The 22899-nt window shown below is 71.2% G+C and carries 20 protein-coding genes; 16 read left to right on the forward strand and 4 right to left on the reverse strand.

Annotated features, from left to right (window positions below):
- Positions 1-483 precede the first annotated feature (483 nt).
- Entirely contained in the window at positions 484-1386 is a 903-nt protein-coding gene (locus tag NRF20_RS35605) for a hypothetical protein (RefSeq protein WP_398629233.1), read from the forward strand.
- On the forward strand, positions 1383-2582 hold the full coding sequence (gene mycP, locus NRF20_RS35610; RefSeq protein ID WP_413753923.1) for a type VII secretion-associated serine protease mycosin: 1200 nt from the start codon (positions 1383-1385) through the stop codon (positions 2580-2582). Before NRF20_RS35605 ends, mycP begins: the two co-directional genes overlap by 4 nt.
- Before the next feature lie 29 nt (positions 2583-2611).
- Here the strand turns inward: mycP and NRF20_RS35615 are convergent, their stop codons facing one another.
- Positions 2612-3523, reverse strand: a complete 912-nt coding sequence (locus NRF20_RS35615; protein WP_398629068.1) for a serine hydrolase — start codon at positions 3521-3523, stop codon at positions 2612-2614.
- A gap of 132 nt (positions 3524-3655) precedes the next feature.
- On the opposite strand from NRF20_RS35615, the gene NRF20_RS35620 reads away from it, so the two are divergent.
- The gene (locus tag NRF20_RS35620; RefSeq protein WP_189276140.1) at positions 3656-4384 is read left to right on the forward strand and encodes an SseB family protein; all 729 of its coding nucleotides are present in this window, start codon (positions 3656-3658) and stop codon (positions 4382-4384) included.
- Positions 4385-4507: 123 nt separating this feature from the next.
- Here NRF20_RS35620 and NRF20_RS35625 read toward each other — a convergent pair whose 3' ends face one another.
- On the reverse strand, positions 4508-4870 hold the full coding sequence (locus NRF20_RS35625; protein WP_093896122.1) for a DUF1844 domain-containing protein: 363 nt from the start codon (positions 4868-4870) through the stop codon (positions 4508-4510).
- 342 nt (positions 4871-5212) lie between these two features.
- Here NRF20_RS35625 and infC point away from each other — a divergent pair, with 342 nt between their 5' ends.
- The 4 genes from infC (at position 5213) to NRF20_RS35645 (ending at position 7679) form a co-directional block, all read left to right on the forward strand.
- Positions 5213-5911, forward strand: coding sequence for a translation initiation factor IF-3 (gene infC, locus NRF20_RS35630; RefSeq protein ID WP_229845827.1), 699 nt, complete (start codon positions 5213-5215; stop codon positions 5909-5911).
- Positions 5912-6032: 121 nt separating this feature from the next.
- Positions 6033-6227, forward strand: a complete 195-nt coding sequence (rpmI, locus tag NRF20_RS35635) for a 50S ribosomal protein L35 (RefSeq protein ID WP_114243588.1) — start codon at positions 6033-6035, stop codon at positions 6225-6227.
- 109 nt (positions 6228-6336) lie between these two features.
- Positions 6337-6720 carry a 50S ribosomal protein L20 gene (gene rplT / locus NRF20_RS35640; protein ID WP_018103794.1) on the forward strand — a complete coding sequence of 128 codons (384 nt, stop codon included), beginning with the start codon at positions 6337-6339 and terminating at the stop codon, positions 6718-6720.
- Between the two features lie 125 nt (positions 6721-6845).
- Positions 6846-7679 carry a TrmH family RNA methyltransferase gene (locus NRF20_RS35645; protein WP_266362942.1) on the forward strand — a complete coding sequence of 278 codons (834 nt, stop codon included), beginning with the start codon at positions 6846-6848 and terminating at the stop codon, positions 7677-7679.
- Here the strand turns inward: NRF20_RS35645 and NRF20_RS35650 are convergent.
- Entirely contained in the window at positions 7676-8863 is a 1188-nt protein-coding gene (locus tag NRF20_RS35650) for a PucR family transcriptional regulator (RefSeq protein WP_398629067.1), read from the reverse strand. The two genes, NRF20_RS35645 and NRF20_RS35650, sit on opposite strands and share 4 nt — an antisense overlap.
- A gap of 118 nt (positions 8864-8981) precedes the next feature.
- Between NRF20_RS35650 and ureA the strand changes: the two genes are divergently transcribed.
- The 9 genes from ureA to NRF20_RS35695 all read left to right on the forward strand — a co-directional run bounded on the left by ureA (position 8982) and on the right by NRF20_RS35695 (position 21778).
- Positions 8982-9593, forward strand: a complete 612-nt coding sequence (ureA, locus tag NRF20_RS35655) for an urease subunit gamma (protein WP_398629066.1) — start codon at positions 8982-8984, stop codon at positions 9591-9593.
- On the forward strand, positions 9590-11275 hold the full coding sequence (locus NRF20_RS35660; RefSeq protein ID WP_413753924.1) for an urease subunit alpha: 1686 nt from the start codon (positions 9590-9592) through the stop codon (positions 11273-11275). Before ureA ends, NRF20_RS35660 begins: the two co-directional genes overlap by 4 nt.
- A 34-nt stretch (positions 11276-11309) precedes the next feature.
- A complete protein-coding gene (locus NRF20_RS35665) occupies positions 11310-13052 on the forward strand; it encodes an amidohydrolase (protein ID WP_413753925.1) in 1743 nt (580 codons plus the stop codon).
- Positions 13049-14371: an MFS transporter gene (locus NRF20_RS35670; RefSeq protein ID WP_093896115.1), complete on the forward strand. Its 1323-nt coding sequence runs from the start codon at positions 13049-13051 to the stop codon at positions 14369-14371. The genes NRF20_RS35665 and NRF20_RS35670 overlap by 4 nt, the downstream gene beginning before the upstream one ends.
- Positions 14372-14509: 138 nt before the next feature.
- Positions 14510-15673: an ATP-binding protein gene (locus NRF20_RS35675; RefSeq protein ID WP_398629063.1), complete on the forward strand. Its 1164-nt coding sequence runs from the start codon at positions 14510-14512 to the stop codon at positions 15671-15673.
- 146 nt (positions 15674-15819) lie between these two features.
- On the forward strand, positions 15820-16947 hold the full coding sequence (gene pheS / locus NRF20_RS35680; protein WP_398629062.1) for a phenylalanine--tRNA ligase subunit alpha: 1128 nt from the start codon (positions 15820-15822) through the stop codon (positions 16945-16947).
- Entirely contained in the window at positions 16947-19460 is a 2514-nt protein-coding gene (gene pheT, locus NRF20_RS35685) for a phenylalanine--tRNA ligase subunit beta (protein WP_398629061.1), read from the forward strand. The genes pheS and pheT overlap by 1 nt, the downstream gene beginning before the upstream one ends.
- 350 nt (positions 19461-19810) lie before the next feature.
- A complete protein-coding gene (locus NRF20_RS35690) occupies positions 19811-21160 on the forward strand; it encodes a transcriptional regulator (RefSeq protein WP_413753926.1) in 1350 nt (449 codons plus the stop codon).
- An 87-nt stretch (positions 21161-21247) separates the two neighbouring features.
- Positions 21248-21778: an NUDIX domain-containing protein gene (locus tag NRF20_RS35695; protein WP_398629059.1), complete on the forward strand. Its 531-nt coding sequence runs from the start codon at positions 21248-21250 to the stop codon at positions 21776-21778.
- A gap of 96 nt (positions 21779-21874) precedes the next feature.
- Here NRF20_RS35695 and NRF20_RS35700 read toward each other — a convergent pair whose 3' ends face one another.
- Positions 21875-22735, reverse strand: coding sequence for a 3-hydroxybutyryl-CoA dehydrogenase (locus NRF20_RS35700; RefSeq protein WP_114243580.1), 861 nt, complete (start codon positions 22733-22735; stop codon positions 21875-21877).
- Positions 22736-22899 lie beyond the last annotated feature (164 nt).

The following is a 22899-nucleotide window of genomic DNA, read 5'->3' on the forward strand; positions in this document are numbered from 1 at the left end:
CGTAGAGTGACGGGCACGCGGCAACCAACGGGCCTGCCTGTGACGTCGATCCGCGCGCGGTACGGAAAAGGACCAGGGGGGCGGATGAGTACCGAGGCGCAGCGCGCTCCTGTCCCGCCCCGCCCCACGACCCCACCACCGGCGCCCACGCATCCCGCCGAGGCCCCTTCCGCGACCTCCGCGAGCGTGCCCGTTCCGCCGTGCCCGAAGACACCACCGCCCGCAGTGCCGGCGCCGATGCCCGGCCCAGCGGCGCCGGTGGGACCGGCCGCCCCGGTGTCGATGCCCGCACCTCAGCGGCAGGAGCCGGACCCGAAGCCGGTCGCGCCCCCTCAACCGACGCACGCCTCAGCAGTCCCGCCCGTGGAGACCACGGTGCGGCTCCGGCCTGTGCCCTCGGCTCCCGTGCCCGCCGCGCCCGCCACCACCCCGCCCCGCCCCGAGCAGCCGCCCGCCGCGACCCGCCGGCGGCCCGTCGGCGCCGTGGACCTCACCCCGCGTCCAGGGGCGACCCCGCCACCGCCCGGGCAGGCGCACGTCCCGCACGCGTACCCGCAGCCGCACCCGTACCGCCATGCGTTCCCCGAGACACCCGTGGAGACCACCACCCGGCTGCGCCCCATCCGTACCCGCCACCCCGTCAGGACCGCGACCGCCGCCGCCTGCGTCGTCCTGGGGCTCGGACTGATCGGCGGCGCGGCCACCGGCGCCTGGCTCACCAGCGACTCCTCGGCCGACCCCGCCGCCCACAGCGCCTACACCGTGGGCCGCTCGGCCTGGCACAGCGTCCCCGTGGACACTCTCTTCCCGCGCACGCTCAATGGCGACGGAGCCGGGCCCGGCGGTGCCGACCGGGTCTGGACCCGGGTCGGCGTCGCCCCGGACAGCGGCTGTACGTCGGCCCTCGACCCGCTGCTGGCCAGGACACTCGGCCCGGTCGGATGCGAGCGCATGCTCCGCGCCACCTACACCGACGCCACCAGCAGCAGTGTCACCACGGTCGGGGTGATCTTCACCGAGGGCGACACCGAGGCCATGAGAGCGCTGAGCACCCGCTTCACCGACCAGCACCTCGACCGGCGCACCGACCTGTTGCCCCGCACGTACCCCGTCAAGGGCACGGTCGCCGCCGGGTTCGGCGACCGGCAGCGCGCCAGCTGGACCGTCCATGTACTGACCGAGGTCCCCGTCGTCGTGTTCGCCGTCTCCGGGTTCGCCGACGGGCGTACGGTCACCGATCCGCAACCCGTCGCCAAGGCGATGGCCGCGAACGCCACCACGGCCGCCGCCCAGGCCGGGCTCGGCCACGAGGCCAAGGGAATCGCCGACCGGATCGAGCGCGGCCTGCGCCGGACCGTCACCGACCTCACGGAGAAGCCGGAATGAGCCGCCGCGCCCGACGCCACCGCCGCGCCCTGGGTGCGGTCTGCGCCGCCACCGCGTTCGCGCTCCTGCCCGCGGTGCCGGCCAGGGCCGATGCCATCCGGGACCAGCAGTGGGGCCTTCAGGCGCTCCACACCGATCAGGCATGGCGGACCACCAAGGGCAGGGGGATCACCGTCGCCGTCGTCGACACCGGGGTCGACGGCAGCCTCCCCGACCTGGCGGGCCAGGTGCTGCCCGGCAAGGACATGATCGGCTTCGGTGCCGGCCGCGGCGATCGGTCCTGGGCCCGCCACGGCACCGCGATGGCTGGGATCATCGCAGGTCACGGCCATGGTGCAGGACGCGGCGACGGAGTGCTGGGCATCGCGCCCGAGGCGAAGATCCTCCCGGTCCGGGTGATCCTCGAAGCCTCCGACCCGGCCCGTGCCAAGGCCCGGGAGTCCCGCGGCACGGCCCTCGCCGACGGTATCCGCTGGGCCGCCGACCACGGCGCCGACGTCATCAACCTCTCGCTCGGCGACGACAGCGAGTCGGCGCACCCCGAATCGGGCGAGGACGCCGCCATCCAGTACGCGCTGAAGAAGGGGGCCGTCGTCGTCGCCTCGTCGGGCAACGGCGGCGAGAAGGGCGACCACATCTCGTACCCCGCCGCGTACCCCGGCGTGATCGCGGTCGCCGCCGTCGACCGGTACGGCACACATGCCGCGTTCTCCACCCGCCGCTGGTACGCCACCGTCAGCGCCCCTGGAGTCGACATAGTCGTCGCCGCCCCAGACCATCAGTACTACGTGGAGTGGGGCACCTCCGCCGCCTCCGCGTTCGTCTCGGGCGCGGTCGCGCTGGTCCGTGCCGCACATCCGGGACTGACGCCCGCCCAGATCAAGCAACTGCTCGCGGAGACGGCTCGCAGCGCCCCGGCGTCCGGCCGTGACGACGCCCGCGGGTACGGCATCGTCGACCCCGCCGCGGCGATCAAGGCCGGAGCCGAGCTCCGTCCCGCCGGCCTGCGTGCCGAGTCCGCCGAGGCCGGATACCGAAAGCGGTACTTCGGCCCCGGCCCCACCCCCGAGCACCATGACAGCAGCCCCGCAGGCTGGCTCGCCCCCGCCGCGGGCGGCCTCGGAGCGGTCCTGCTGGCTCTGGCCGTGGTGCTGTGGCGCGGCAGGGGCAACAGGCCGGCCACCGTACGGCGCTGAACGCGGCTCCAGCAACGCTCAGGCCGCGCTCACCGGGCGGCGTCGAGCACGCCCACCGCCGCCTTCGCCACCGACTCCACGAGCGCGATCCCCGTCTCCTTCGTCCGCTGCCCGCCCGAGAGCACCGCCACCAGATAGGTGCGGCCGTCCGCACTCACCCGACCGATGCTGTTGATGTCCCACAGGCCGGTCGTCGTCCGGGGCATCCAGCCGTTCTTCAGGGCCCACCTGCTGCCCGCCGCCGACACCCCCCACTGCTGGTCGGCTGCGACCTGCCCCATCAGCCCCTGCAGATAGGTACGGGAACCCTCGCTCAGCTCCGACTCCGTACCGAACACCGCTTTCAGCAAAGTCAGTTGATCCGCTGCCGTGGTCTGGGTCAGCCCCCATGCGTGCGCCGCCGTCGTCCCGGTCAGGCCCAGGCGTTCATTGGCCGCGTCGAGTGCTTCCGCCCCGCCGATCGCCCGCAGCAGCGCGGTGGCGGAGGCATTGTCGCTCCACTCGATCATGGCGGTCGCCCAGCCGCGCTCGCCGGCGGTGAGCGCGCGCTTCTCGTCCTGGGTTCTGAGCAGCAGCGCCGCGAGTATGTCGACCTTGACGATGCTGGCGGTGTCGTACGCCCCGTCCCCGTAGACGGCCCGCGCCCCGCTCCCGGTGTCCAGCACCGCGACGGACACCTCCGCGTCACCCACGTCGGTCAGCAGCGGCTCCACCGCCGCGGCCAGCGCCGCGTCGAGATCCACCGTCGGCTCCTCACTCGTCGTTGCCGGGACCGGGGTGCTCCCGGCGGCCGGTACGGACGATACGGACGCCGAGGCGCGGGGAGCGTGATCCGACAACCGGCCGGCCAGACAGATGCCACCCGCGGTCGAACCCGCCAGCAGAAGCACGGCCGTCACGGATGCGGACAGGGCGGAGCCGCGGAATCTGTTTCGGGACATGCCCCGGACGTTAGGAACGGCACCTGGGAACAGGCTGGGTCCGACCTGTTGCGAAGGTAAGAAACCCCCGGTTGCCGGGGTAAGAAACCCCCAGTTGCCGGGGTGAGAAACCCCAGGCACTACGCTCGCCCTGTGGCGCTGAAGAACATTCCGGACCCCGGTTACTCCGACGACGACGGCACGGCCGCCCCGGCCCTGACCGCGGCACTCGCCGCCTGGGCCGAGGACCGGAAGGCCATCGGCCCGGTACTCGAAGCCCTCAAGGGCGCCCGGCTCCTGGTCCCTGTCGTCGCCGTCCTGGGGGAGGTGGAGGAGGACGAGAAGGGACTGCGTCGCGAGAAGACCAGTGACATGGCCGTCCCCACCCTTCAGGCGGGGGACCGTCGTGCCCTGCCCGCCTTCACCTCGACCGCCTCGCTGGCCCGCTGGGACCCGCAGGCCCGCCCCGTCGCCGTACCCCTGCACCAGGCGCTGCAGGCCGCCGCGCACGAGAAGGCGGACACGGTCGTTCTCGATCTCGCCGGCCCGGTCGCGTTCGAGCTGACCGGCTCCGCACTGCTCGCCCTCGCCGAGGGCCGCACCAGCGCCGATCCGCTGGACGACCCCGCGGTCACCTCGGCGGTACGGAACGCGGTCGCCGCCGAGCCCGCGGTGCTCCGCGCCCACCTCGGCCCCGGCCGGGCCGACGGCACCCTGGCGCTCGTCCTCGCACCCGATGCGGACCCCGCCGACGCGGCCCGCCGGGTTGCGGAACTGCTGGCGGCCGACGACGTCCTGCGCGCCCGCCTGGTGCGCGGCCTGGACCTGGCGCTGCTCCCGGCCGATGCGACCACGCCCGGTGAGGCCCTGTTCACGCGCTGACCCCCGAGCCGGCCGCCGGCTCTCCCGACTTCGGCTTCGACGACGTGAGCCCCCTGCCCGGCCCGGGCAGGGGGCTCACGTCGTCAGAAGTCGTAAGTCGTAAGAACGGGAAGGCGGCCGGGCTCAGCCGAAGACGGGGCCTGTGTACTTCTCACCAGGGCCCTGGCCGGGCTCGTCCGGTACGAGCGATGCCTCGCGGAACGCCAACTGCAGGGACTTCAGGCCATCACGCAGCGGAGCCGCGTGGAAGGAGCTGATCTCGGTGGTGCTGGCGTCCAGCAGGCCGGCCAGCGCATGCACCAGCTTGCGGGCCTCGTCGAGGTCCTTGTGCTCGTCGCCGTCCTCGGTCAGCCCGAGCTTCACGGCGGCGGCGCTCATCAGATTGACCGCGACCGTCACGATCACCTCGACCGCGGGCACCTCCGCGATGTCGCGGGCCATGTCGTCGAAGCCGGGGGAATCGGTGGTGGGGGTCGCGTCGCTCATGCGCCATACGATAGGCCCACTCCGGTGCCGCCCTGTCTGCGGGAGTGGTGGGCGAGAGCTGGTTCGCGCACGCCCGGGGGAGCTGCTAACCTTGTGTAAAGACCGGCTGGGCATCTATGTGCTCGGCCCACAAGTGGAGGCTCCGATCTCCCACCTGACCATCCTCCGGGACGGCAGGTCACCGGTCAGGTGGCGCCCATCGTTCCGTACGGACGATGGAGCCGCCCGATGCGCCCCGCGGTTGACCGCGGCGGTGTTCCGGTTTTCCAGGAGCCCCGCCTGTGTCCCGTCCGGGGCATTTTTGATGCGCTGGTGCGGTTGGTCTCACGAAACAGACGTTACGTGGCTGTCCGCCAGGCGGCCGCGTGGTGCTACCGAGGAGGATCCATCAGCGCCGAGCCCCGCATCAACGACCGGATTCGCGTTCCCGAGGTGCGACTTGTCGGTCCCAGCGGCGAGCAGGTCGGGATTGTTCCGCTTGCCAAGGCCCTGGAACTCGCACAGGAGTACGACCTCGACCTGGTCGAGGTGGCGGCGACCGCCCGTCCGCCCGTGTGCAAGCTCATGGACTACGGGAAGTTCAAGTACGAGTCGGCCATGAAGGCCCGTGAGGCGCGCAAGAACCAGGCGCACACGGTCATCAAGGAGATGAAGCTCCGGCCGAAGATCGACCCGCACGACTATGACACCAAGAAGGGTCATGTCGTCCGGTTCCTCAAGCAGGGCGACAAGGTCAAGATCACGATCATGTTCCGTGGTCGTGAGCAGTCCCGTCCTGAGCTGGGCTTCCGACTGCTCCAGCGTCTCGCTTCGGACGTGGAGGAACTCGGCTTCATCGAGTCCAACCCGAAGCAGGACGGCCGGAACATGATCATGGTTCTGGGCCCGCACAAGAAGAAGACCGAAGCCATGGCCGAGGCCCGCGAGGCCCAGGCCGCCCGCAAGGCGGGGCGTCAGGGTTCGACCCCCGACGCCGAAGCTGCGGACGAGGCTGCCGAAGCGCAGTCCGAGGCTCCGGCCGAGACACCTTCCGAGGCGTGACCTCAGGGGGCCGCCATCCAGGCGGCCCCGGGTCTCCCCGGAATTCCCACCAAGATCTGACGCCCCTGTTGTCCGGTGCCCGCACCGCGAGGGGCGCCACTGACGAGGAGAGAACGGCGCGATGCCGAAGAACAAGACGCACAGCGGTGCCAGCAAGCGCTTCAAGATCACCGGCTCCGGCAAGGTGCTCCGTGAGCGCGCCGGCAAGCGCCACCTTCTTGAGCACAAGTCGTCCAAGAAGACCCGCTCGCTGACCGGCACGGTCGAGCTGGCCCCGGCCGACGCCAAGAAGGTCAAGAAGCTTCTCGGCAAGTGAGTCCGCAGCCCTCGGTGAATCCGTGGGCGGCGACCTCGACTCAGACCGGGACCAATTCGTTTCCGGGCCGTGTGAGTCCAACCACGGCCCCGCTACAAGGAGTTAAAAAGTGGCACGCGTCAAGCGGGCAGTAAACGCTCACAAGAAGCGCCGGGCAATCCTCGAGCAGGCCAGCGGTTACCGCGGCCAGCGCTCCCGCCTGTACCGCAAGGCGAAGGAGCAGGTCACCCACTCCCTCGTCTACAACTACAACGACCGCAAGAAGCGCAAGGGCGACTTCCGTCAGCTGTGGATCCAGCGCATCAACGCCGCTGCCCGCCAGAACGGCATGACGTACAACCGCCTCATCCAGGGTCTGAAGGCCGCCAACATCGAGGTGGACCGCAAGATCCTGGCCGAGCTCGCGGTCAACGACGCCAACGCGTTCGCCGCCCTCGTCGAGGTTGCCCAGAAGGCCCTCCCGAGCGACGTCAACGCCCCGAAGGCCGCCTGATCCAGGTCGCACTTCTTGGCTTCTGAGCCGGACCCGCAGGCGCTCGTCGTCTGCGGGTCCGGTGCGTTGCACGACATGTTCCGTACGTCCGTCACCTCCGTACGCAGAGAGGCTCGCCGCCGACCATGGGCACCCCCGAACTGATCTCCCCGCGATCGCCGCGCGTCACAGCCGCCCGGCGGCTGGCCAAGCGCAACTTCCGCGGCAAGGAGCGCAGGTTCATCGCCGAGGGGCCGCAGGCCGTGCGCGAGGCCGCCGGGCACCGCGGCAGCGACGGCGAGGCGACGCTGATCGAGCTGTTCGCCACCGTCGAGGCGGCCGAGCGGTACGCCGACATCGTCGACGCCGCCCACGCCGCCGGTGCCCGGGTGCACCTCGCGGACGGCGATGTGCTCGCCGACGTGTCGCAGACCGTCACCCCGCAGGGCATCATCGGTGTCTGCCGCTTCCTCGACTCGCCGTTCGACGCGATCCTCGCCGCGAAGCCGAAGCTGGTCGCCGTCCTCGCCCACGTACGCGACCCGGGGAACGCCGGTACGGTGCTGCGCTGCGCCGACGCCGCGGGTGCCGATGCCGTCGTGCTCACCGATGCCTCGGTGGACCTCTACAACCCCAAGTCCGTCAGGGCCTCGGTCGGCTCTCTCTTCCATCTGCCGGTCGCCGTCGGTGTTCCGGTGGAGCAGGCCGTGCAGGGGCTGAGGGACGCGGGCGTAAGGATTCTTGCCGCCGACGGAGCGGGCGACGACGACCTCGACGACGAGCTCGACGCGGGGACCATGGGCGGGCCGACCGCCTGGGTCTTCGGCAACGAGGCCTGGGGCCTGCCGGAGGAGACCAGGGCGCTGGCCGACGCCGTTGTGAGGGTGCCGATCCACGGCAAGGCGGAGAGCCTCAATCTGGCGACGGCGGCAGCCGTCTGCCTGTACGCCTCCGCACGGGCCCAGCGCCCGCGCCGCTAATCCGCTGCCGAGGTCCTGGCCCGCAGAGCCACCGCGACCAGTGCCGCGTCGTCGGGGCGCCGGACGTCGCGGCCGGTCAGCTCGTGGAAGCGGGCGAAGCGGTGCTGGACCGTGTTGCGGTGGCAGTACAGCGCGGCCGCTGTGTCCGCGATGGAGCCGCTGCCGCGCAGATGCTCGGTGACGGTCTCCAGCAGACGTGCCGCCTCCGTCGCCGACACTCCGGGGCCGTCGAGACCACCCAGCACATCGGCGGCCAGATCCGTGCCGAAGTCCCCGGCCCGCCGCACCAGCACATCCAGCCAACTGTCCTCCAGCAGCCTCGGTGAACGGGCGTCCGGCGGCAGCATCTGCGCCGTCGCGATGGCCAGCACAGCCGCCCTGGGCACCGCTGCGAGCCCGTTCGCCTGCGGCGAGACACCACACGGGGTGGACGCGAGCCGGACCAGCACCGACTGCCACGTGGTGCGCCGGCCCAGCTCCACCACCAGCACCGCGTCCCCGCCGACCGCCTGGTACTGCACCGGAGCACCCGCCGCGCGCAGCGCCGTCGCCGCCCGGTGCAGCCCCGAACCCTCCGCCGCCGGGGCCGCCGCGCACAGAAACGTACCCGCGCCGTCGAAGCCCAGGGCCAGTGCCGCGTTCCGTACCACCGTCGGGTTGTGGCCCTCGCTCTCCAGTAGCCGGGAGAACCACATCCGCCGCTCGTCCTCCTGGCGCCGGCCCATCTCCAGAACCGTGCGCTGATACGCCGTCATGATGCCCGTGACATGGGACTCGACGGCCTCCCACACGTGGTACGCGGACGTCACCAGCTCCGCCATGTCCTCCTCGTCGGCCCGCTGGACCAGCGCCGCCCACACCACCCGGAAGTCCAGTCGGGCCGCTTCCAGCAGCGAGTCCAGCGGCACGCCCTGGCGGGCCCGCTGCTCACCCACTCGCTGCGACACCCCGGCGATGTGCACGGGCACCGGAAGCTGCGCCACCGTACGCAGCAGCAGCTCGAACGCCTGCCAGGCGGAGCTGCGGAAATCGGCGTCCGGTACCCGGTCCGCATAGGCACTCCGGACCGGATTGATCATCTCCATCCACTGGCCGATCAGACCGTCGATGTTGTCCAGGCACTGGCCCGCGAGCTCGGCGATCCGACGGGACGGGGGAGGGAAATCGGAAACCGGGGTGTGCATATGACCAATGTAAGGGGCTGTACGGGTGATGTTTCGACGTTGGATCTGTGCTCGTTGCCCTTGAAGCTGAGGCAATCCGGAATCCCCCGGGCCCACCGCATTCAGGGAGGTCCTGGCAGTGCATCTGACGCCTCGCGAGCAGGAGCGTCTCCAGCTGTTCACCGTCGCCGAACTGGCCCGCCGCCGCAGGGCGCGTGGCCGGCGGCTGAACACGCCGGAGGCCATCGCGCTGATCTGCGACGAGGTGCTGGAAGCCGCCTGGGACGGGCTCGGTCTGGACGAAGTGATCGAGGTGGGCCGCTCCGTGCTCACCGAGGCCGACGTGATGGACGGCGTGGCCGACATCGTCACCACCGTGCAGGTCGAGGCGCTCTTCCCGAGCGGCACCGCCCTTGTCGCCGTCGACCGGCCGATCGGCCCGGGGACACCCGACACCGCACCCGGTGCCGTACGGACCGCCCCCGATCCGATACGGATCAACGAGGGGCGTCCGCGCACCACCCTCACCCTCCGCAACACCGGTGACCGTACGGTGTTCGTCTCCTCGCACTATCCGCTGCACGAGGTGAACGCGGCCCTGGAGCTGGACCGGGAAGCGGCGCGGGGGCTGCGGCTGGACATCGCGGCCGGCACCGCGCTGGCCTTCGAACCGGGGGAGTCCCGGGAGGTCTCGCTGATCCCTCTCTCCCGTCACCCGCAGCACGCCCAGTCCGAGGAGCAGCGCGCATGACCAGCATCGACCGCCGTACATACAACGCTCTGTACGGTCCCACCACCGGTGACCGCATCCGGCTCGGCGACACCTCCCTCTGGGTCGAGGTGGAGGCCGACGACGGCACCCCCGGCGACGAACTGCTCGGCGGCTGCGGCAAGACCGTACGCGACGGGCTGCTGGCCTCGCCCCGCTCCGACCGGGACTCCGCCCTGGACATGGTGGTCGCCGGAGTCGTCCTCATGGACCCGGTTCTCGGCGTCCGCAAGACCGACATCGGCATCAAGGACGGCCGGATCGTCTCCGTCGGCGGCGTCGGCAACCCGGACGTGATGCCGGTCGAGTACGCCATCGACTCGCACACCTCCGTCGTCCCCGGCGAAGGGCTGATCGCCACCCCCGGCATCGTGGACAGCCACGTCCATCTCTCCTCGCCCGAGGTGGCGCCCGCAGCGCTCGCGGCCGGAGTCACCACGCTCGTCGGCATGGGGCTCGGCGGGGTCTGGGAGATCGGCTGCAATCCGGCCCACAGTCTGCACACCCTGATGAGCTCCTGGCAGGGCACCCCGCTCAACATCGCGTTCCTGGCCCGCGGTTCGTCCAGCTCCCGCACCCTGCTCGACGAGTCCGTGCTCGCCGGGGCCGGCGGCTTCAAGATCCATGAGGACTTCGGGGCCACCCCGCGCATCATCGACAACTGCCTCGACACCGCCGAGGCCGCCGATCTGCCGGTCGCCCTGCACACCGACTCCATGAACGAGTCCGGCTATCTGCGCGACACCATCGGCTCCACCCGGGGCCGGACCGTGCACGCGTACCACGTGGAGGGCGGGGGAGGTCACCCCGATCTGCTGGAGATCCTCTCCGAGCCGAACATCCTGCCGTCGTCGACCACGCCGACCATCCCGTACACCCCGAACACCGTCGGGGAACTCTTCCCGATGACGATGACCGTGCACCGGCAGAACCACCACTCCGCCAGTGATGTCGAGATCTCCAGGGGCCGCATCCGCGCCCATGCCATCGCCGCCGAGAACGCCCTGCACGACCTCGGCGCGATCTCCATCGTCAACTCCGACTCCATGGGCATGGGCCGCATCGCCGAGACCGTCCGACGCACCTGGCAGCTCGCCCACCTCCAGGCACTGGCGGCCGGGGAGGGCGGCGTCGAGCACCGCGCCAACCAGCGGGCCCTGCGTTACCTCGCCAAGATCACCCTCAACCCGGCGATCGCCCACGGCCTCGCGCACGAGGTCGGTACCGCCCAGGTGGGGCGCCTCGCCGACCTGGTGCTCTGGCACCCCGCCTACTTCGGCTCGAAGCCCGAACTGGTCATCAAGGCCGGGTTCGTGGCGTGGGGCAACACGGGGTCCGGTTCGGGATCGACCCGGCTGACCCAGCCCCGTACGTACAAGCCCTACTTCGGCGCCCTCGGCCAGGCGCCCGCGCGGCTCTCCCGGATCTTCGTCGCCGAGGCCGCGCTGGCGGACCGGGCCGCCCGAGCGGCGCTGCCCAAGGGACTCACCTACGCGCCGATCCGCGGCTCCCGCGGCCTCACCCGCGCCGACATGCTCCACAACACCGCGACCCCGCGCGTCGTGGTGCCCCGCGAACCGGCCCCCGTCCTGGTCGACGGTGTCCCCACCGGCACCCCCGCCGCCGACGCCGTGCCGCTCGCCCAGCTGCACCACCTCGCGTGACCCCGAAAGACCTGACCCCGAAAGACCTGAGCCCGTGAACCTCGATCTGCTGGTCCGCAACGCGAACATCCTGACTCTCGACGACACCAGGCCCACCGCCCGCACCCTCGGCGCCCTGCACGGCCGCATCGTCGGGCTCGACGAGGAGGTCGAGCACCTCCCCGCCGCACGGGTCATGGACGCGGGCGGCGCCACGGTCGTGCCCGGCTTCAACGACGCCCACTGCCACACCGCGTGGTTCGGCCTCACCCTCACCCAGCTCGACGTCTCCGGCGCGCGGACCGTCGACGAGGTGTACGACGCCGTGGCCGCGTACGCCGCCACGCTGCCCGAGGACGCCTGGGTGATCGGCGCCGGACTCGACCACAACCGGACCGGCGGGCGCTACCCGCACCGCGACGCCCTCGACCGGGCCGCGGGCGGCCGGCGGGTGTGGCTGAAGCACACCTCCGGGCACGCCTGCGTCGTCAACACCCCGGTGCTGGGCCTCGCGGGCATCCTGGCCGACAACTTCACCGACCCGGACGGCGGGGTCGTCTCCCGCGACGAGGACGGCCGGCCCGACGGACTCCTGGAGGAGACCGCCCAGCGCCTCGTGCAGCGGCACGTACTCCCGTATCCCGTGGAGACCGTCGCCGACGCCGTCGACGCCGCCACCCGGCACTACCTCACCGAAGGCATCACCAGCTTCACGGAGGCCGGTATCGGCGGCGGCTGGATCGGCCACACCCCGGTCGAACTCGCCGCCTACCAGCTCGCCCGCGACACCGGAAGGCTCCACACCCGCGCCCAGCTGATGGCCGCCTCCGACGTTCTGCACCCGCTGGTCTCGCACGCCGACGACGGCATCGGCCTCGGGCTCGACCTCGGGATGCGCACCGGCTTCGGTGACGACCGGCTCTCCCTCGGACCCGTCAAGATCTTCCTGGACGGCTCCCTGCTCGGCCGGACCGCCGCCGTCACCGAACCCTTCTGCGGCTGCCCGCACAACGAGGCAGAGGCGGCCAACCCCACCGGATACCTCCAGAACGACGCCGACGCCATGACCGAAACGGTCCTCGCCGCCCACCGCTCCGGCTGGACCGTCGCCGCCCATGCCATCGGCGACCGGGCCGTCGACCTCGCGCTCGACGCATTCGCCCGCGCTCAGCGAGAGCTCCCGCGCCCCGGCGTGCACCACCGCATCGAGCATGCCGGAGTGGTCCGCCCCGACCAGCTCGGCCGGTTCGCCGAACTCGGCGTGATCCCCGTACCGCAGCACAACTTCCTGCAGCCGTTCGGCGACGCCATGGCCGAGTCGCTCGGCGCGCAGCGCACCGCCTGGTCCTACCGGCTGCGCTCGCTGCTCGACCTCGGCCTGCCCGTACCCGGCAGCTCCGACCGGCCCGTCGCGCCCGGCGCCCCACTGCCCGCCATCCAGGCCATGGTCCAGCGGCGCACCGGCTCGGGCGCCGTGTACGGGCCCGACGAGCGCGTCCCGGTCCTCGATGCCCTGCGCGCCTGGACCGAGGGCTCCGCCCGCGCCACCGGCTTCGGCGGCCGCAAGGGGCGCCTCGTCCCCGGGCAGCTCGCCGACCTCACGATCCTCGACGCCGACCCGCTCCGCACCGATCCGGACCGGATCGGCTCGCTCCAGGTCCTCGCGACCGTCGTCGACGGCGATCCCGTCCACGACCCGCACGGCCTCGCGGCCCAGGCCGCCACCCCCACACCCGTACAGCCCGTTCCCCCGTCCCCTCAAGGCCACCAGGCCCTCCGTCCCCAGGAGAACGTGTGAGCTCGCCCGACATCAAGGACATCCGGCGACTGCTGATCGCCGCCTTCACCGGTACCGCCCTGGAGTGGTACGACTACTTCCTCTACGGCACCGCCGCCGCTCTGGTCTTCAACCGGCTCTTCTTCCCCGAGCTGGACCCGGCCGTGGGCACCATCGCGTCCTTCGTCACCTTCGCCGTGGGCTTTGTCGCCCGCCCCATCGGTGCGGCCGTTTTCGGCCACATCGGCGACCGCTACGGCCGCAAGGTCGCCCTGATCATCACCGTCGTGATGATGGGCGTCACCACCGGCTGTATCGGCCTGCTGCCCAGCTACGCCACCATCGGCATCTGGGCCCCCGTCCTCCTCGCACTCCTCCGCTTCCTGCAGGGGATCTCGGTCGGCGGTGAGTGGAGCGGCGCCATGCTGCTCACGCTGGAGCACACGCCCAAGGAGAAGCACGGCAGCTATTCCTCGATCCCGCAGCTCGGCTCGCCCGTCGGCACGCTGATCTCGTCCGGCGCGTTCGCCCTCGTCGGGATGCTGCCCGACGACTCCTTCTACTCCTGGGGCTGGCGTCTGCCGTTCCTCGCGGCGTTCCCGCTGCTCGGCTTCGCGCTCTACATGCGGCTGCGGATCGAGGAGTCGCCGGTCTTCCACGCGATGCTCGCCGACGCCGAGAAGAACGGCCCGAAGCCCGCACCACTCATCGAGGCGTTCCGCCGCACCTGGGGCCGCATGATCATCGGCATCGGCGCGGCCCTGCTCGGCGTCGGCGGCTTCTTCCTGATGACCACGTTCATCATTTCGTACGGCACCGACGAGCTGGGCATCGACAAGTCCGTGATGCTGAACGCCACCGTCATCGGCTCGGTCGTCGAGATCGTCGTGCTCGTCGTGGCGGGGCGGATCGCCGACCGGATCGGCGCCTGGACGGTCTGTGCCATCGGCGGCCTCGTCACGATGGCCGTCGCCTTCCCGGCCTTCTGGCTCGTCGACACCGGCAAGCCCGCACTGGTCTACCTCGGGGTGGGGCTCGGGATCGGCGCACTCTCCATTCCGTACGCCCCCATCGGCGCCGTGGTCTCCGGGATGTTCCCCGAGGCGTTCCGCTACAGCGCCGTCGCGATGTCCTACAACCTCGCGGGCGTCGTGGCCGGATTCGTACCGCTGCTCGCCACCTCGCTGACCGGCGCGGCGAACGGTGCCTCGTGGGGTGCGGCCCTGCTCCTGATGGTGATCGCAGCCTGCACGGCCGCCGGATCGTTCGCCTCCGGATCGCTCATGAGGCGTGAACGGGCAGCCCGGCCGGCCGGGGACCGCGTCGAGGTCGCCGTCTGACCGACGCCACGCCCCGTACCCCGCCGAACGGCGGACCGCAGCAGTGCGCCCCCGCAGGGTGTCGCTCCGTCACCGACGACTAGTAGGGTGACGAACTCGGGGGCCCACTGCACCGGTTCGAGAGGTGGGGTACGGGATATGGCTGTCGGCATGAGCAGGCCGCGCGAGACACACGCGGCCGTCGTGCGCGCCGGTGAAAGCCCCGGCACGGCGGGCGAACCGGCCCAAGGACCGGCCCTCGGACCCGTCGATGCGACCGTCGATCCCGACGACCTCCCCGACGGTCTGGTCATCGCCGACGAGACCGGCCGGGTCATCTGCTTCAACTCCGCGGCCGCCCGGATCACCGCCGTGCCCCGGGCCGCCGCTCTCGGCCGCCCCTTGGAGCACGCGCTGCCGCTGGAGGACCTCAAGGGCCGCCGCTGGTGGGCGCTGACCGATCCGTACGGCGGCCTCGCCACCCGGGTCGGTCAGCCCGAGCGCAATCTGCTGCTGCCCGGCGGCCGCGAGGTCCTGGTCTCCGCACGGTACGTACGAGAGCACCCGACCGGTCCCGTACGCCGTCTGGTGATCTCGCTGCGCGGCACCGAGGCCCGCCGCCGCACCGAACGCAGCCACGCCGAACTGATCGCGATCGTCGCCCACGAGCTGCGCTCCCCGCTGACCTCCGTCAAGGGCTTCACCGCGACCCTCCTCGCCAAATGGGAACGGTTCACCGACGACCAGAAGCGCCTGATGCTGGAGACCGTCGACGCCGACGCGGGCCGCGTCACCCGGCTCATCGCCGAACTGCTCGACATCTCCCGGATCGACTCCGGCCGACTGGAGCTGCGACGGCAGCCCGTGGACCTCTCCGCCGCCGTCGAACGCCACATCCAGGCCCTCACCGCGAACGGCCAGACACCCGACCGCTTCCTCGTCCGTACCTGCCAGCCGCTGCCCGCGGTCTGGGCCGACCCGGACAAGGTCGACCAGGTGCTCGGCAACCTGTTGGAAAACGCGGTGCGCCACGGCGAGGGAACCGTCACCATTGAAGTCGCACCCGCACCCGCGAAGAGCGACGAGAAGGGAACGGCCGTCACCGTGAGCGACGAAGGCCCCGGCATCCCCGAGGAGTCGATGGGCCGTGTCTTCACCCGCTTCTGGCGGGGGAGCAAGCGCGGCGGTACGGGCCTGGGCCTGTACATCGTCAAGGGCATCGTCGAGGCGCACGGCGGCACGATCACGGTCGGCCGCGGCCCCGGCGGCGGCGCGGAATTCCGATTTATTCTGCCCGTGAGCACGCCGGCCTACCTGGTCTGAGCAGCCCACGGGCCTCCCACACATCCTGTGACCCTTAGACTCGACCTTTGGCACCTTTGCGTCCTCCAGTCGTCGAGCGGGGCCATGGGGGTCCGGGGCTGTCCCCCGGTAAGCGCAGTACCAGCCAATCGGAAGCACGGGAAGAGATGTCGGCACCGAACAAGTCGTACGACCCAGTCGAGGTCGAGGCACTGAAACCGGAAGAGATCGAGCGCATGCGGGACGAGGCGTTCGCCGCCTTCGCCGCCGCCGGTGACCTCGACGCGCTCGCCCAGGCGAAGACCGCGCACACCGGTGGTACCTCGCCCCTGTCGCTCGCCAACCGGGAGATCGGCGCCCTGCCGCCGCAGGCCAAGGCAGAGGCGGGCAAGCGCGTGGGCCAGGCCCGCGGCGCTGTGAGCAAGGCCCTCGCCGCACGTCAGGCGGAGCTGGAGGCCGAGCGGGACGCCCGCGTGCTGGTCGAGGAGGCGGTGGACGTCACACTGCCCCACGACCGCACTCCGGCCGGCGCCCGCCACCCGCTGACCACGCTCATGGAGCGCCTCGAGGACATCTTCGTGTCCATGGGGTACGAGGTCGCCGAGGGCCCCGAGGTCGAGGCGGAGTGGTTCAACTTCGACGCCCTGAACTTCCTGCCCGACCACCCGGCCCGGCAGACGCAGGACACCTTCTTCGTCCAGGGCCCTGAGGGCACCACGGACGACGAGTCCGGCATCGTGCTGCGCACGCACACCTCCCCGGTGCAGGCCCGCACGCTGCTCGACCGCGAGCCGCCGGTCTACGTCGTCGTACCGGGTCGCGTCTACCGCACCGACGAGCTGGACGCGACGCACACCCCGGTCTTCCATCAGATCGAGCTGCTCGCCGTCGACGAGGGCCTGACCATGGCCGACCTCAAGGGCACCCTGGACCACATGGTCCAGGCGCTCTTCGGCCGGGACATGAAGACGCGGCTGCGCCCGAACTTCTTCCCGTTCACCGAACCGTCCGCCGAGATGGACATGGTCTGTTACGTGTGCCGCGGCGAGTCCGTCGGCAACCCGGACCGGCCCTGCCGCACCTGCGGCAGCGAGGGCTGGATCGAGCTCGGGGGCTGCGGCATGGTCAACCCGAAGGTGCTCATCGCCACCGGCGTCGACCCCCAGAAGTACAGCGGATTCGCCTTCGGGTTCGGCATCGAGCGGATGCTGATGTTCCGCCACAACGTCGAAGACATGCGAGACATGGTCGAGGGTGACGTCCGGTTCACCCGGCCGTTCGGGATGGAGATCTGATGCGGGTCCCGCTTTCTTGGCTGCGGGAGTACGTCGACCTGCCGGCGACGGAGACCGGCCGTGACGTCCAGGCCAAACTTGTTTCCGCCGGCCTCGAGGTCGAGACCGTCGAGCAGCTCGGCGCCGGGCTCAAGGGCCCCCTCGTCGTCGGCAAGGTCCTCACCATCGAGGAGCTGACGGAGTTCAAGAAGCCCATCCGCTTCTGCACCGTCGACGTCGGCCAGGCCAACGGCACCGGCGAGCCGCAGGAGATCGTCTGCGGCGCGCGCAACTTCTCCGTCGGCGACAAGGTCGTCGTGGTCCTGCCGGGCGCCGTGCTGCCCGGCGACTTCGCGATCGCCGCGCGCAAGACGTACGGCAAGACCTCGCACGGCATGATCTGCTCGGGCGACGAGCTCGGCATGGGCGACGACGGCAGCGGCGGCATCATCGTGCTGCCGCCCGAGCACGAGGTCGGCACCGACGCGATCGAGCTGCTCGAACTCGTCGACGAGGTCCTCGACATCGCGGTCACGCCCGACCGCGGCTACTGCCTGTCGATGCGCGGTGTCGCCCGCGAGACCGCCATCGCGTACGGTCTGCCGCTGCGCGACCCGGCGCTTCTCGACGTCCCCGCCCCGAACTCGTACGGCTACGTGGTGAAGGTGGCCGACCCGATCGGCTGCGACCGCTTCACCGCGCGTACGGTCGTCGGACTGGAGCCCGAGGCCCGTTCCCCGATCTGGCTGCAGCGCAGGCTGCAGAAGGCCGGGATGCGCCCGATCTCGCTCGCCGTCGATGTCACCAATTACGTGATGCTCGAGCTGGGCCAGCCGCTGCACGCCTACGACCGCTCCCGTCTCGACGGGCCGATCGGGGTGCGCCGCGCCGAGCCCGGCGAGAAGCTCACCACCCTCGACGGCGTCCAGCGGGTGCTGGACCCCGCAGACCTGGTGATCACCGACAACCGCGGGCCGATCGGTCTCGCGGGTGTCATGGGCGGCGCCAACACCGAGGTCGCCGACCACGACGACCAGGCCGGTGCCACCACCGAGGTCGTCATCGAGGCAGCGCACTTCGACGCAATCTCCATCGCCCGTACCGCGCGCCGCCACAAGCTGGCCTCCGAGGCGTCCAAGCGCTTCGAGCGCGGCGCCGACCCGCAGGCCGCGGCAGCTGCCGCGCAGCGGACCGTCGACCTGCTGGTGCTGCTCGCGGGCGGCACCGCCGAGGCCGGTGTCACGGAGATCATCGCGCCGTCCGCGCCCCGGACGATCACCATGCCGGCGAACCACCCGGACCGTGTCGCGGGCGTCGACTACGGCCGCGAGACCGTCGTACGCCGCCTCCAGGAGGTCGGCTGCGACGTCTACGGGCAGGACGAGCTGGTCGTCACCGCCCCGTCCTGGCGTCCCGACCTGGGTGAGCCGAACGATCTGGCCGAAGAGGTCATCCGGCTCGAGGGGTACGAGAACCTCCCCTCGACGCTGCCCAAGCCGCCCTCGGGCCGCGGGCTCACCGAGCGGCAGCGGCTGTACCGCCGCGTCGGCCGCGCGCTGGCCGGCGCCGGCTATGTCGAGGCGCTGAATTACCCGTTCATCGGCGAGCAGGTACTCGACCAGCTCGACATCCCGGCGGACGACGAGAGCCGTCGCCTGGTCAAGCTGGTCAACCCGCTCTCCGACGAGGAGCCCGCGCTGCGCACGACGCTGCTGCCCGGGCTGCTCGGTGCGCTGCGCCGCAACGACGGCCGCGGCAGCCACGACCTGGCGCTCTTCGAGGCGGGCCTGGTCTTCCGGGCTCCCGAGCAGGAGGGCATCGCGGTACGGCTGCCGGTCCACCGCCGTCCGACCGACGAGGAGATCGCCGGTCTGAGCGGGGTGCTGCCGGTACAGCCGCGCCATGTCGCCGTCGTGCTCGCCGGTGCGCATGAGCAGGCCGGCTGGTGGGGCAAGGGCCGCCCGGCCGACTGGGCGGACGCGATCGAGTCCGCCCGCACGGTCGCCCGTGAGGCGAGGGCCGAACTGATCGTCCGACAGGGCCAGTACGGTCCGTGGCACCCTGGCCGCTGCGCCGAGCTCGCCGTGGTGATCGACGGAGCGGAGCACACCGTCGGATACGCCGGTGAGCTGCACCCGCGCGTGGTCAAGGCGCTGCACCTGCCCGCGCGCAGCTGCGCGATGGAGCTGAACCTGGACCTGCTGGAGCAGGCGTCTCAGGGCGCCATCCAAGCGCCGCGGATCTCCACCTTCCCGGTGGCGACCCAGGACGTCGCGCTGATCGTCGCCGAGAGCGTCGCCGCCGCCGAGGTGGAGCAGGCGCTGCGTGCGGGCGCGGGTGAACTCCTCGAATCGCTGCGGCTGTTCGACGTCTTCACCGGCGACCAGATCGGTGCGGGCCGCAAGTCCCTGGCGTACGCGCTGCGCTTCCGCGCGGCGGACCGCACGCTGACCGTGGACGAGGCCACGGCCGCCCGCGACGCGGCGGTGGCCCTGGCCGCCGAGCGGACGGGCGCGGTGCTGCGGGGCGCGTAACGCCTCATGCGGCACACATCATGAAAGAGGGGCGTATCCGGTGACCGGATACGCCCCTCCTGTGCTCGCCGAGCGGCACAGAACCGCCCGCGGGCGTTGCCCGCACTGTCCGCGCCGCCACGGAGTGTCGGGCAGGTCGGCGGAAACGGACGGCGCGGGTGCGGGTCGTCGACTGTACGAGGGGGAGCAGACGACCCGGCCGCCTCTTGCGAGACGACTGATTCAACCGATCCGCGGACCGGCGCAACAGAGTGCGCAGTGGGACGGTTCGGGCATTGCGTTCACACCCCGTGTGAATCGTGCTCCACTGGTTCGGCACGCCTCGGCGTGCCGAACCACCGGAGGGGCAAATGGGGGCAACGGAGCCCAACATTCTGCTGGAGGCCCTGATCGAGGAGGCGGGTGTCTCCCGGGCGGGCCTCGCCGCGCACATCAACCGGGCCGGCCGTTCCCGCGGACTGTGCCTGCGGTACGAACACACCGCGGTGGCACGCTGGTTGAAGGGGCAGCGCCCGCGCGGCCAGGTGCCGGACCTGATCTGTGAAGTGCTGGGGAACCGGCTGAACAGGCCTCTTTCGCTGGACGACATCGGCATGGCGACCCCGGGCGCCGGCGCGGCCCTGCCCGGATCCACACTCACCGGATTCGTCGAGCGGGCCACCGCACTGTGGCGTTCCGACGACCAGCAGCGCCCGCACCTACTCGCCTCGGCCGCCGTCACGGGCACCACTGCGGTGATGCCCGTCTGGGAGTGGGAGAACCCGCCGGAGGACGTCGACGTCTCCCGCAGCGGTACGACCCAGGTCTGCACGGCCGACATAATGACCCTGCGCGCGGCCCGTGCCCACTACGAACTGATGTACCGCAGGGCAGGCGGAATCGCGACCCGTTCCCGCATCGTCGGCTTCCTCAACACCGAGACCGCCCCGCTGCTGCGCGGCGCCTACAGCGACGCGATGGGGCGCCAACTGCACCGGGCGACGGGCGGGCTGGTGGCGGTCGCGGGCATCTGTGCCTACGACTCCGACGCGCACGGGCTCGCCCAGCGCTACTTCCACCAGGCACTGCGGCTGGCCAAGGCGAGCGGGGACCGGGGGCTCGGCGGTTATGTGATCGCCCTGCTGGTCAACCAGTCGCTGTTCCTCGCCGACTACCGGCAGTCGGTGGCCTTCGCGCAGGCGGCGCTACGGGCCGCCGGCCGGCACATCACTCCCGCGCTGGCCGCCGATCTGTACGCGATGCAGGCCAAGGCGTACGCCCACATCGGCGACGCCACAAGCGCCCTGGAGTGCATCCGGCGCGCCGAGTCGGAGGCCGGACGCATCCGGCCGGGCCATGAACCGGACGAGACGGGGTACGTCCAGCCGGGCCTGGTCGATGTGCAGGTGGCCGAGGCCCTGCTCAGCCTCGGCGATCTGCCCGGGGCCAGGGAACACGCGGTGACGGCCGTGCGGACCCCGGCGCACGACCGGGGCCGGGTCCACCGGCTGGCCATGCTGACCCATATCGAGCTGCGTCAGGGCGAGGCGGACCGGGCGGCGGCCACGGCCGTGGAGATGGCGGAGCGGGCCAGGGGCATGGAGTCGCAACGGCTGCGCGACCGGCTGCGTGCGGTGCGCGAGGATCTGATCGCGAGCGGCTGCGCCGACGCGGGGCGGGCCGCCGAACTGATCGACGGGTCGTTGCGCGTACCGCTGTGAGTTCGTACCCGCGGGTTCCGGTACGTTCCCCTCCGGTCCCGCTCCTGCTGCGATGTTGTCACCTACTTGTCGGAAGGTGGCAAAACTGTGCAGTGGACGAATCTGAACGAGCAAACCGTGTATGAGAACCACTGGTTTCAGGTCAATCTGGCGGATGTGCTCATCCCCGACGGCCGCCATCTCGACCACTACCTCATCCGGCTCCGCCCCGTCGCGGCGGCCACCGTCGTCAACGAGGCCAACGAGGTACTGCTGCTCTGGCGGCACCGGTTCATCACCGACAGCTGGGGCTGGGAACTTGCCGCGGGCGTCGTCGAGGACGGCGAGGACATCGCAGCGGCCGCCGCCCGGGAGATGGAGGAGGAGACCGGCTGGCGCCCCGGACCGCTGCGTCCGCTGCTGACCGTGGAGCCGTCGAACGGCCTCACCGACGCCCTGCACCACCTCTACTGGTCCGAGGAGGCGACATGGACCGGCCACCCCAGCGACGACTTCGAATCCTCGCGACGCGAGTGGATACCGCTCAAGCTGGTGCCCGACATGATCGCCCGCGGCGAGGTCCCGGCCGCGGGCATGGTGGCCGGGCTGATGATGCTCCATCACTTACGGCTGGGATGAAAACCCCGGAACCGAGGCCGGGATGAAAACCCCGGAACCGCGAAAGGGGCCGGCCGGGGGTTTCCCGGCCGGCCCCGTGCGGGCACGAGAGACGGATCAGGAGTACGGGTAGAAGCCCGAGCCCGTCTTGCGGCCGAGCCGGCCCGCGTCCACCATCCGCTGGAGCAGTGGGGGAGCGGCGTACAGCGGCTCCTTGAACTCCGCGTACATCGAGTCGGCGACCGAGGCCACGGTGTCCAGACCGATCAGGTCGGAGAGCTTGAGCGGGCCCATCGGGTGGGCGCAGCCGAGCTCCATGCCGTTGTCGATGTCCTCACGGCTGGCGATCCCCGACTCGAACATCCGGATCGCGGAGAGGAGATACGGAATCAGCAGCGCGTTGACGACGAAGCCGGAGCGGTCCTGGGCGCGGATCGGGTGCTTGCCGAGCACGTCCTGCACCAGGGCCTCGGCGCGCTTCACCGTCTCGTCGGACGTCGTCAGCGCGGGAATCAGCTCGACGAGCTTCTGCACCGGGGCCGGGTTGAAGAAGTGGATACCGATGACCTGGTCCGGGCGAGAGGTCGCCACGGCCAGCTTCACCAGCGGAATGGAGGAGGTGTTCGAGGCGAGGATCGCGTCCTGCCGGGTCACCACCTGGTCGAGCACCTGGAAGATCTCGGTCTTGACCTGCTCGTTCTCCACGACGGCCTCGATGACGAGATCGCGGTCGGCGAACTCTCCGAGGTCGGTGGTGAAGCTCAGACGAGCCAGTGTCTCGTCGCGCTCCTCCGGAGTGATCTTGCCGCGTTCGGCGGCCTTCGAGAGGGAGTTGTGCAGCCGGGTGCGGCCGATCTCCAGCGCCTCGCCGGTGGTCTCGGCCACCATGACCTCAAGACCGCTGCGGGCGCACACCTCCGCGATACCCGCGCCCATCTGGCCACAGCCCACCACTCCGACGCGTGCAATGTCGGCCATAGAGTCCGTCACCTCGTGCCTTTCGCTGTTCTGCGTGTCGCAGGTTCCCGTCTGATTCCGGTGCCCGCCCCGACCCCCCGACGTTACTCCGCGACCTACGGGTCATTGCGGGCCGGGGCGGGCATGCTCTGCGTTACGCCCGGATACCGGGGCGACGGACGAGG

Origin of the sequence: Streptomyces sp. R-74717 (assembly GCF_047305335.1) — a bacterium.
GTDB lineage: Bacteria > Actinomycetota > Actinomycetes > Streptomycetales > Streptomycetaceae > Streptomyces > Streptomyces atratus.

Coding starts and splice junctions, on each gene's coding strand:
- NRF20_RS35615 (WP_398629068.1), bottom strand. CDS start 3,523: ATGTCCCGAAACAGATTCCGCGGCTCCGCCCTGTCCGCATCCGTGACG.
- pheT (WP_398629061.1), top strand. CDS start 16,947: ATGCGGGTCCCGCTTTCTTGGCTGCGGGAGTACGTCGACCTGCCGGCG.
- NRF20_RS35645 (WP_266362942.1), top strand. CDS start 6,846: ATGGGCACCCCCGAACTGATCTCCCCGCGATCGCCGCGCGTCACAGCC.
- NRF20_RS35690 (WP_413753926.1), top strand. CDS start 19,811: ATGGGGGCAACGGAGCCCAACATTCTGCTGGAGGCCCTGATCGAGGAG.
- mycP (WP_413753923.1), top strand. CDS start 1,383: ATGAGCCGCCGCGCCCGACGCCACCGCCGCGCCCTGGGTGCGGTCTGC.
- NRF20_RS35700 (WP_114243580.1), bottom strand. CDS start 22,735: ATGGCCGACATTGCACGCGTCGGAGTGGTGGGCTGTGGCCAGATGGGC.
- NRF20_RS35660 (WP_413753924.1), top strand. CDS start 9,590: ATGACCAGCATCGACCGCCGTACATACAACGCTCTGTACGGTCCCACC.
- rpmI (WP_114243588.1), top strand. CDS start 6,033: ATGCCGAAGAACAAGACGCACAGCGGTGCCAGCAAGCGCTTCAAGATC.
- NRF20_RS35625 (WP_093896122.1), bottom strand. CDS start 4,870: ATGAGCGACGCGACCCCCACCACCGATTCCCCCGGCTTCGACGACATG.
- NRF20_RS35650 (WP_398629067.1), bottom strand. CDS start 8,863: ATGCACACCCCGGTTTCCGATTTCCCTCCCCCGTCCCGTCGGATCGCC.
- pheS (WP_398629062.1), top strand. CDS start 15,820: ATGTCGGCACCGAACAAGTCGTACGACCCAGTCGAGGTCGAGGCACTG.
- NRF20_RS35675 (WP_398629063.1), top strand. CDS start 14,510: ATGGCTGTCGGCATGAGCAGGCCGCGCGAGACACACGCGGCCGTCGTG.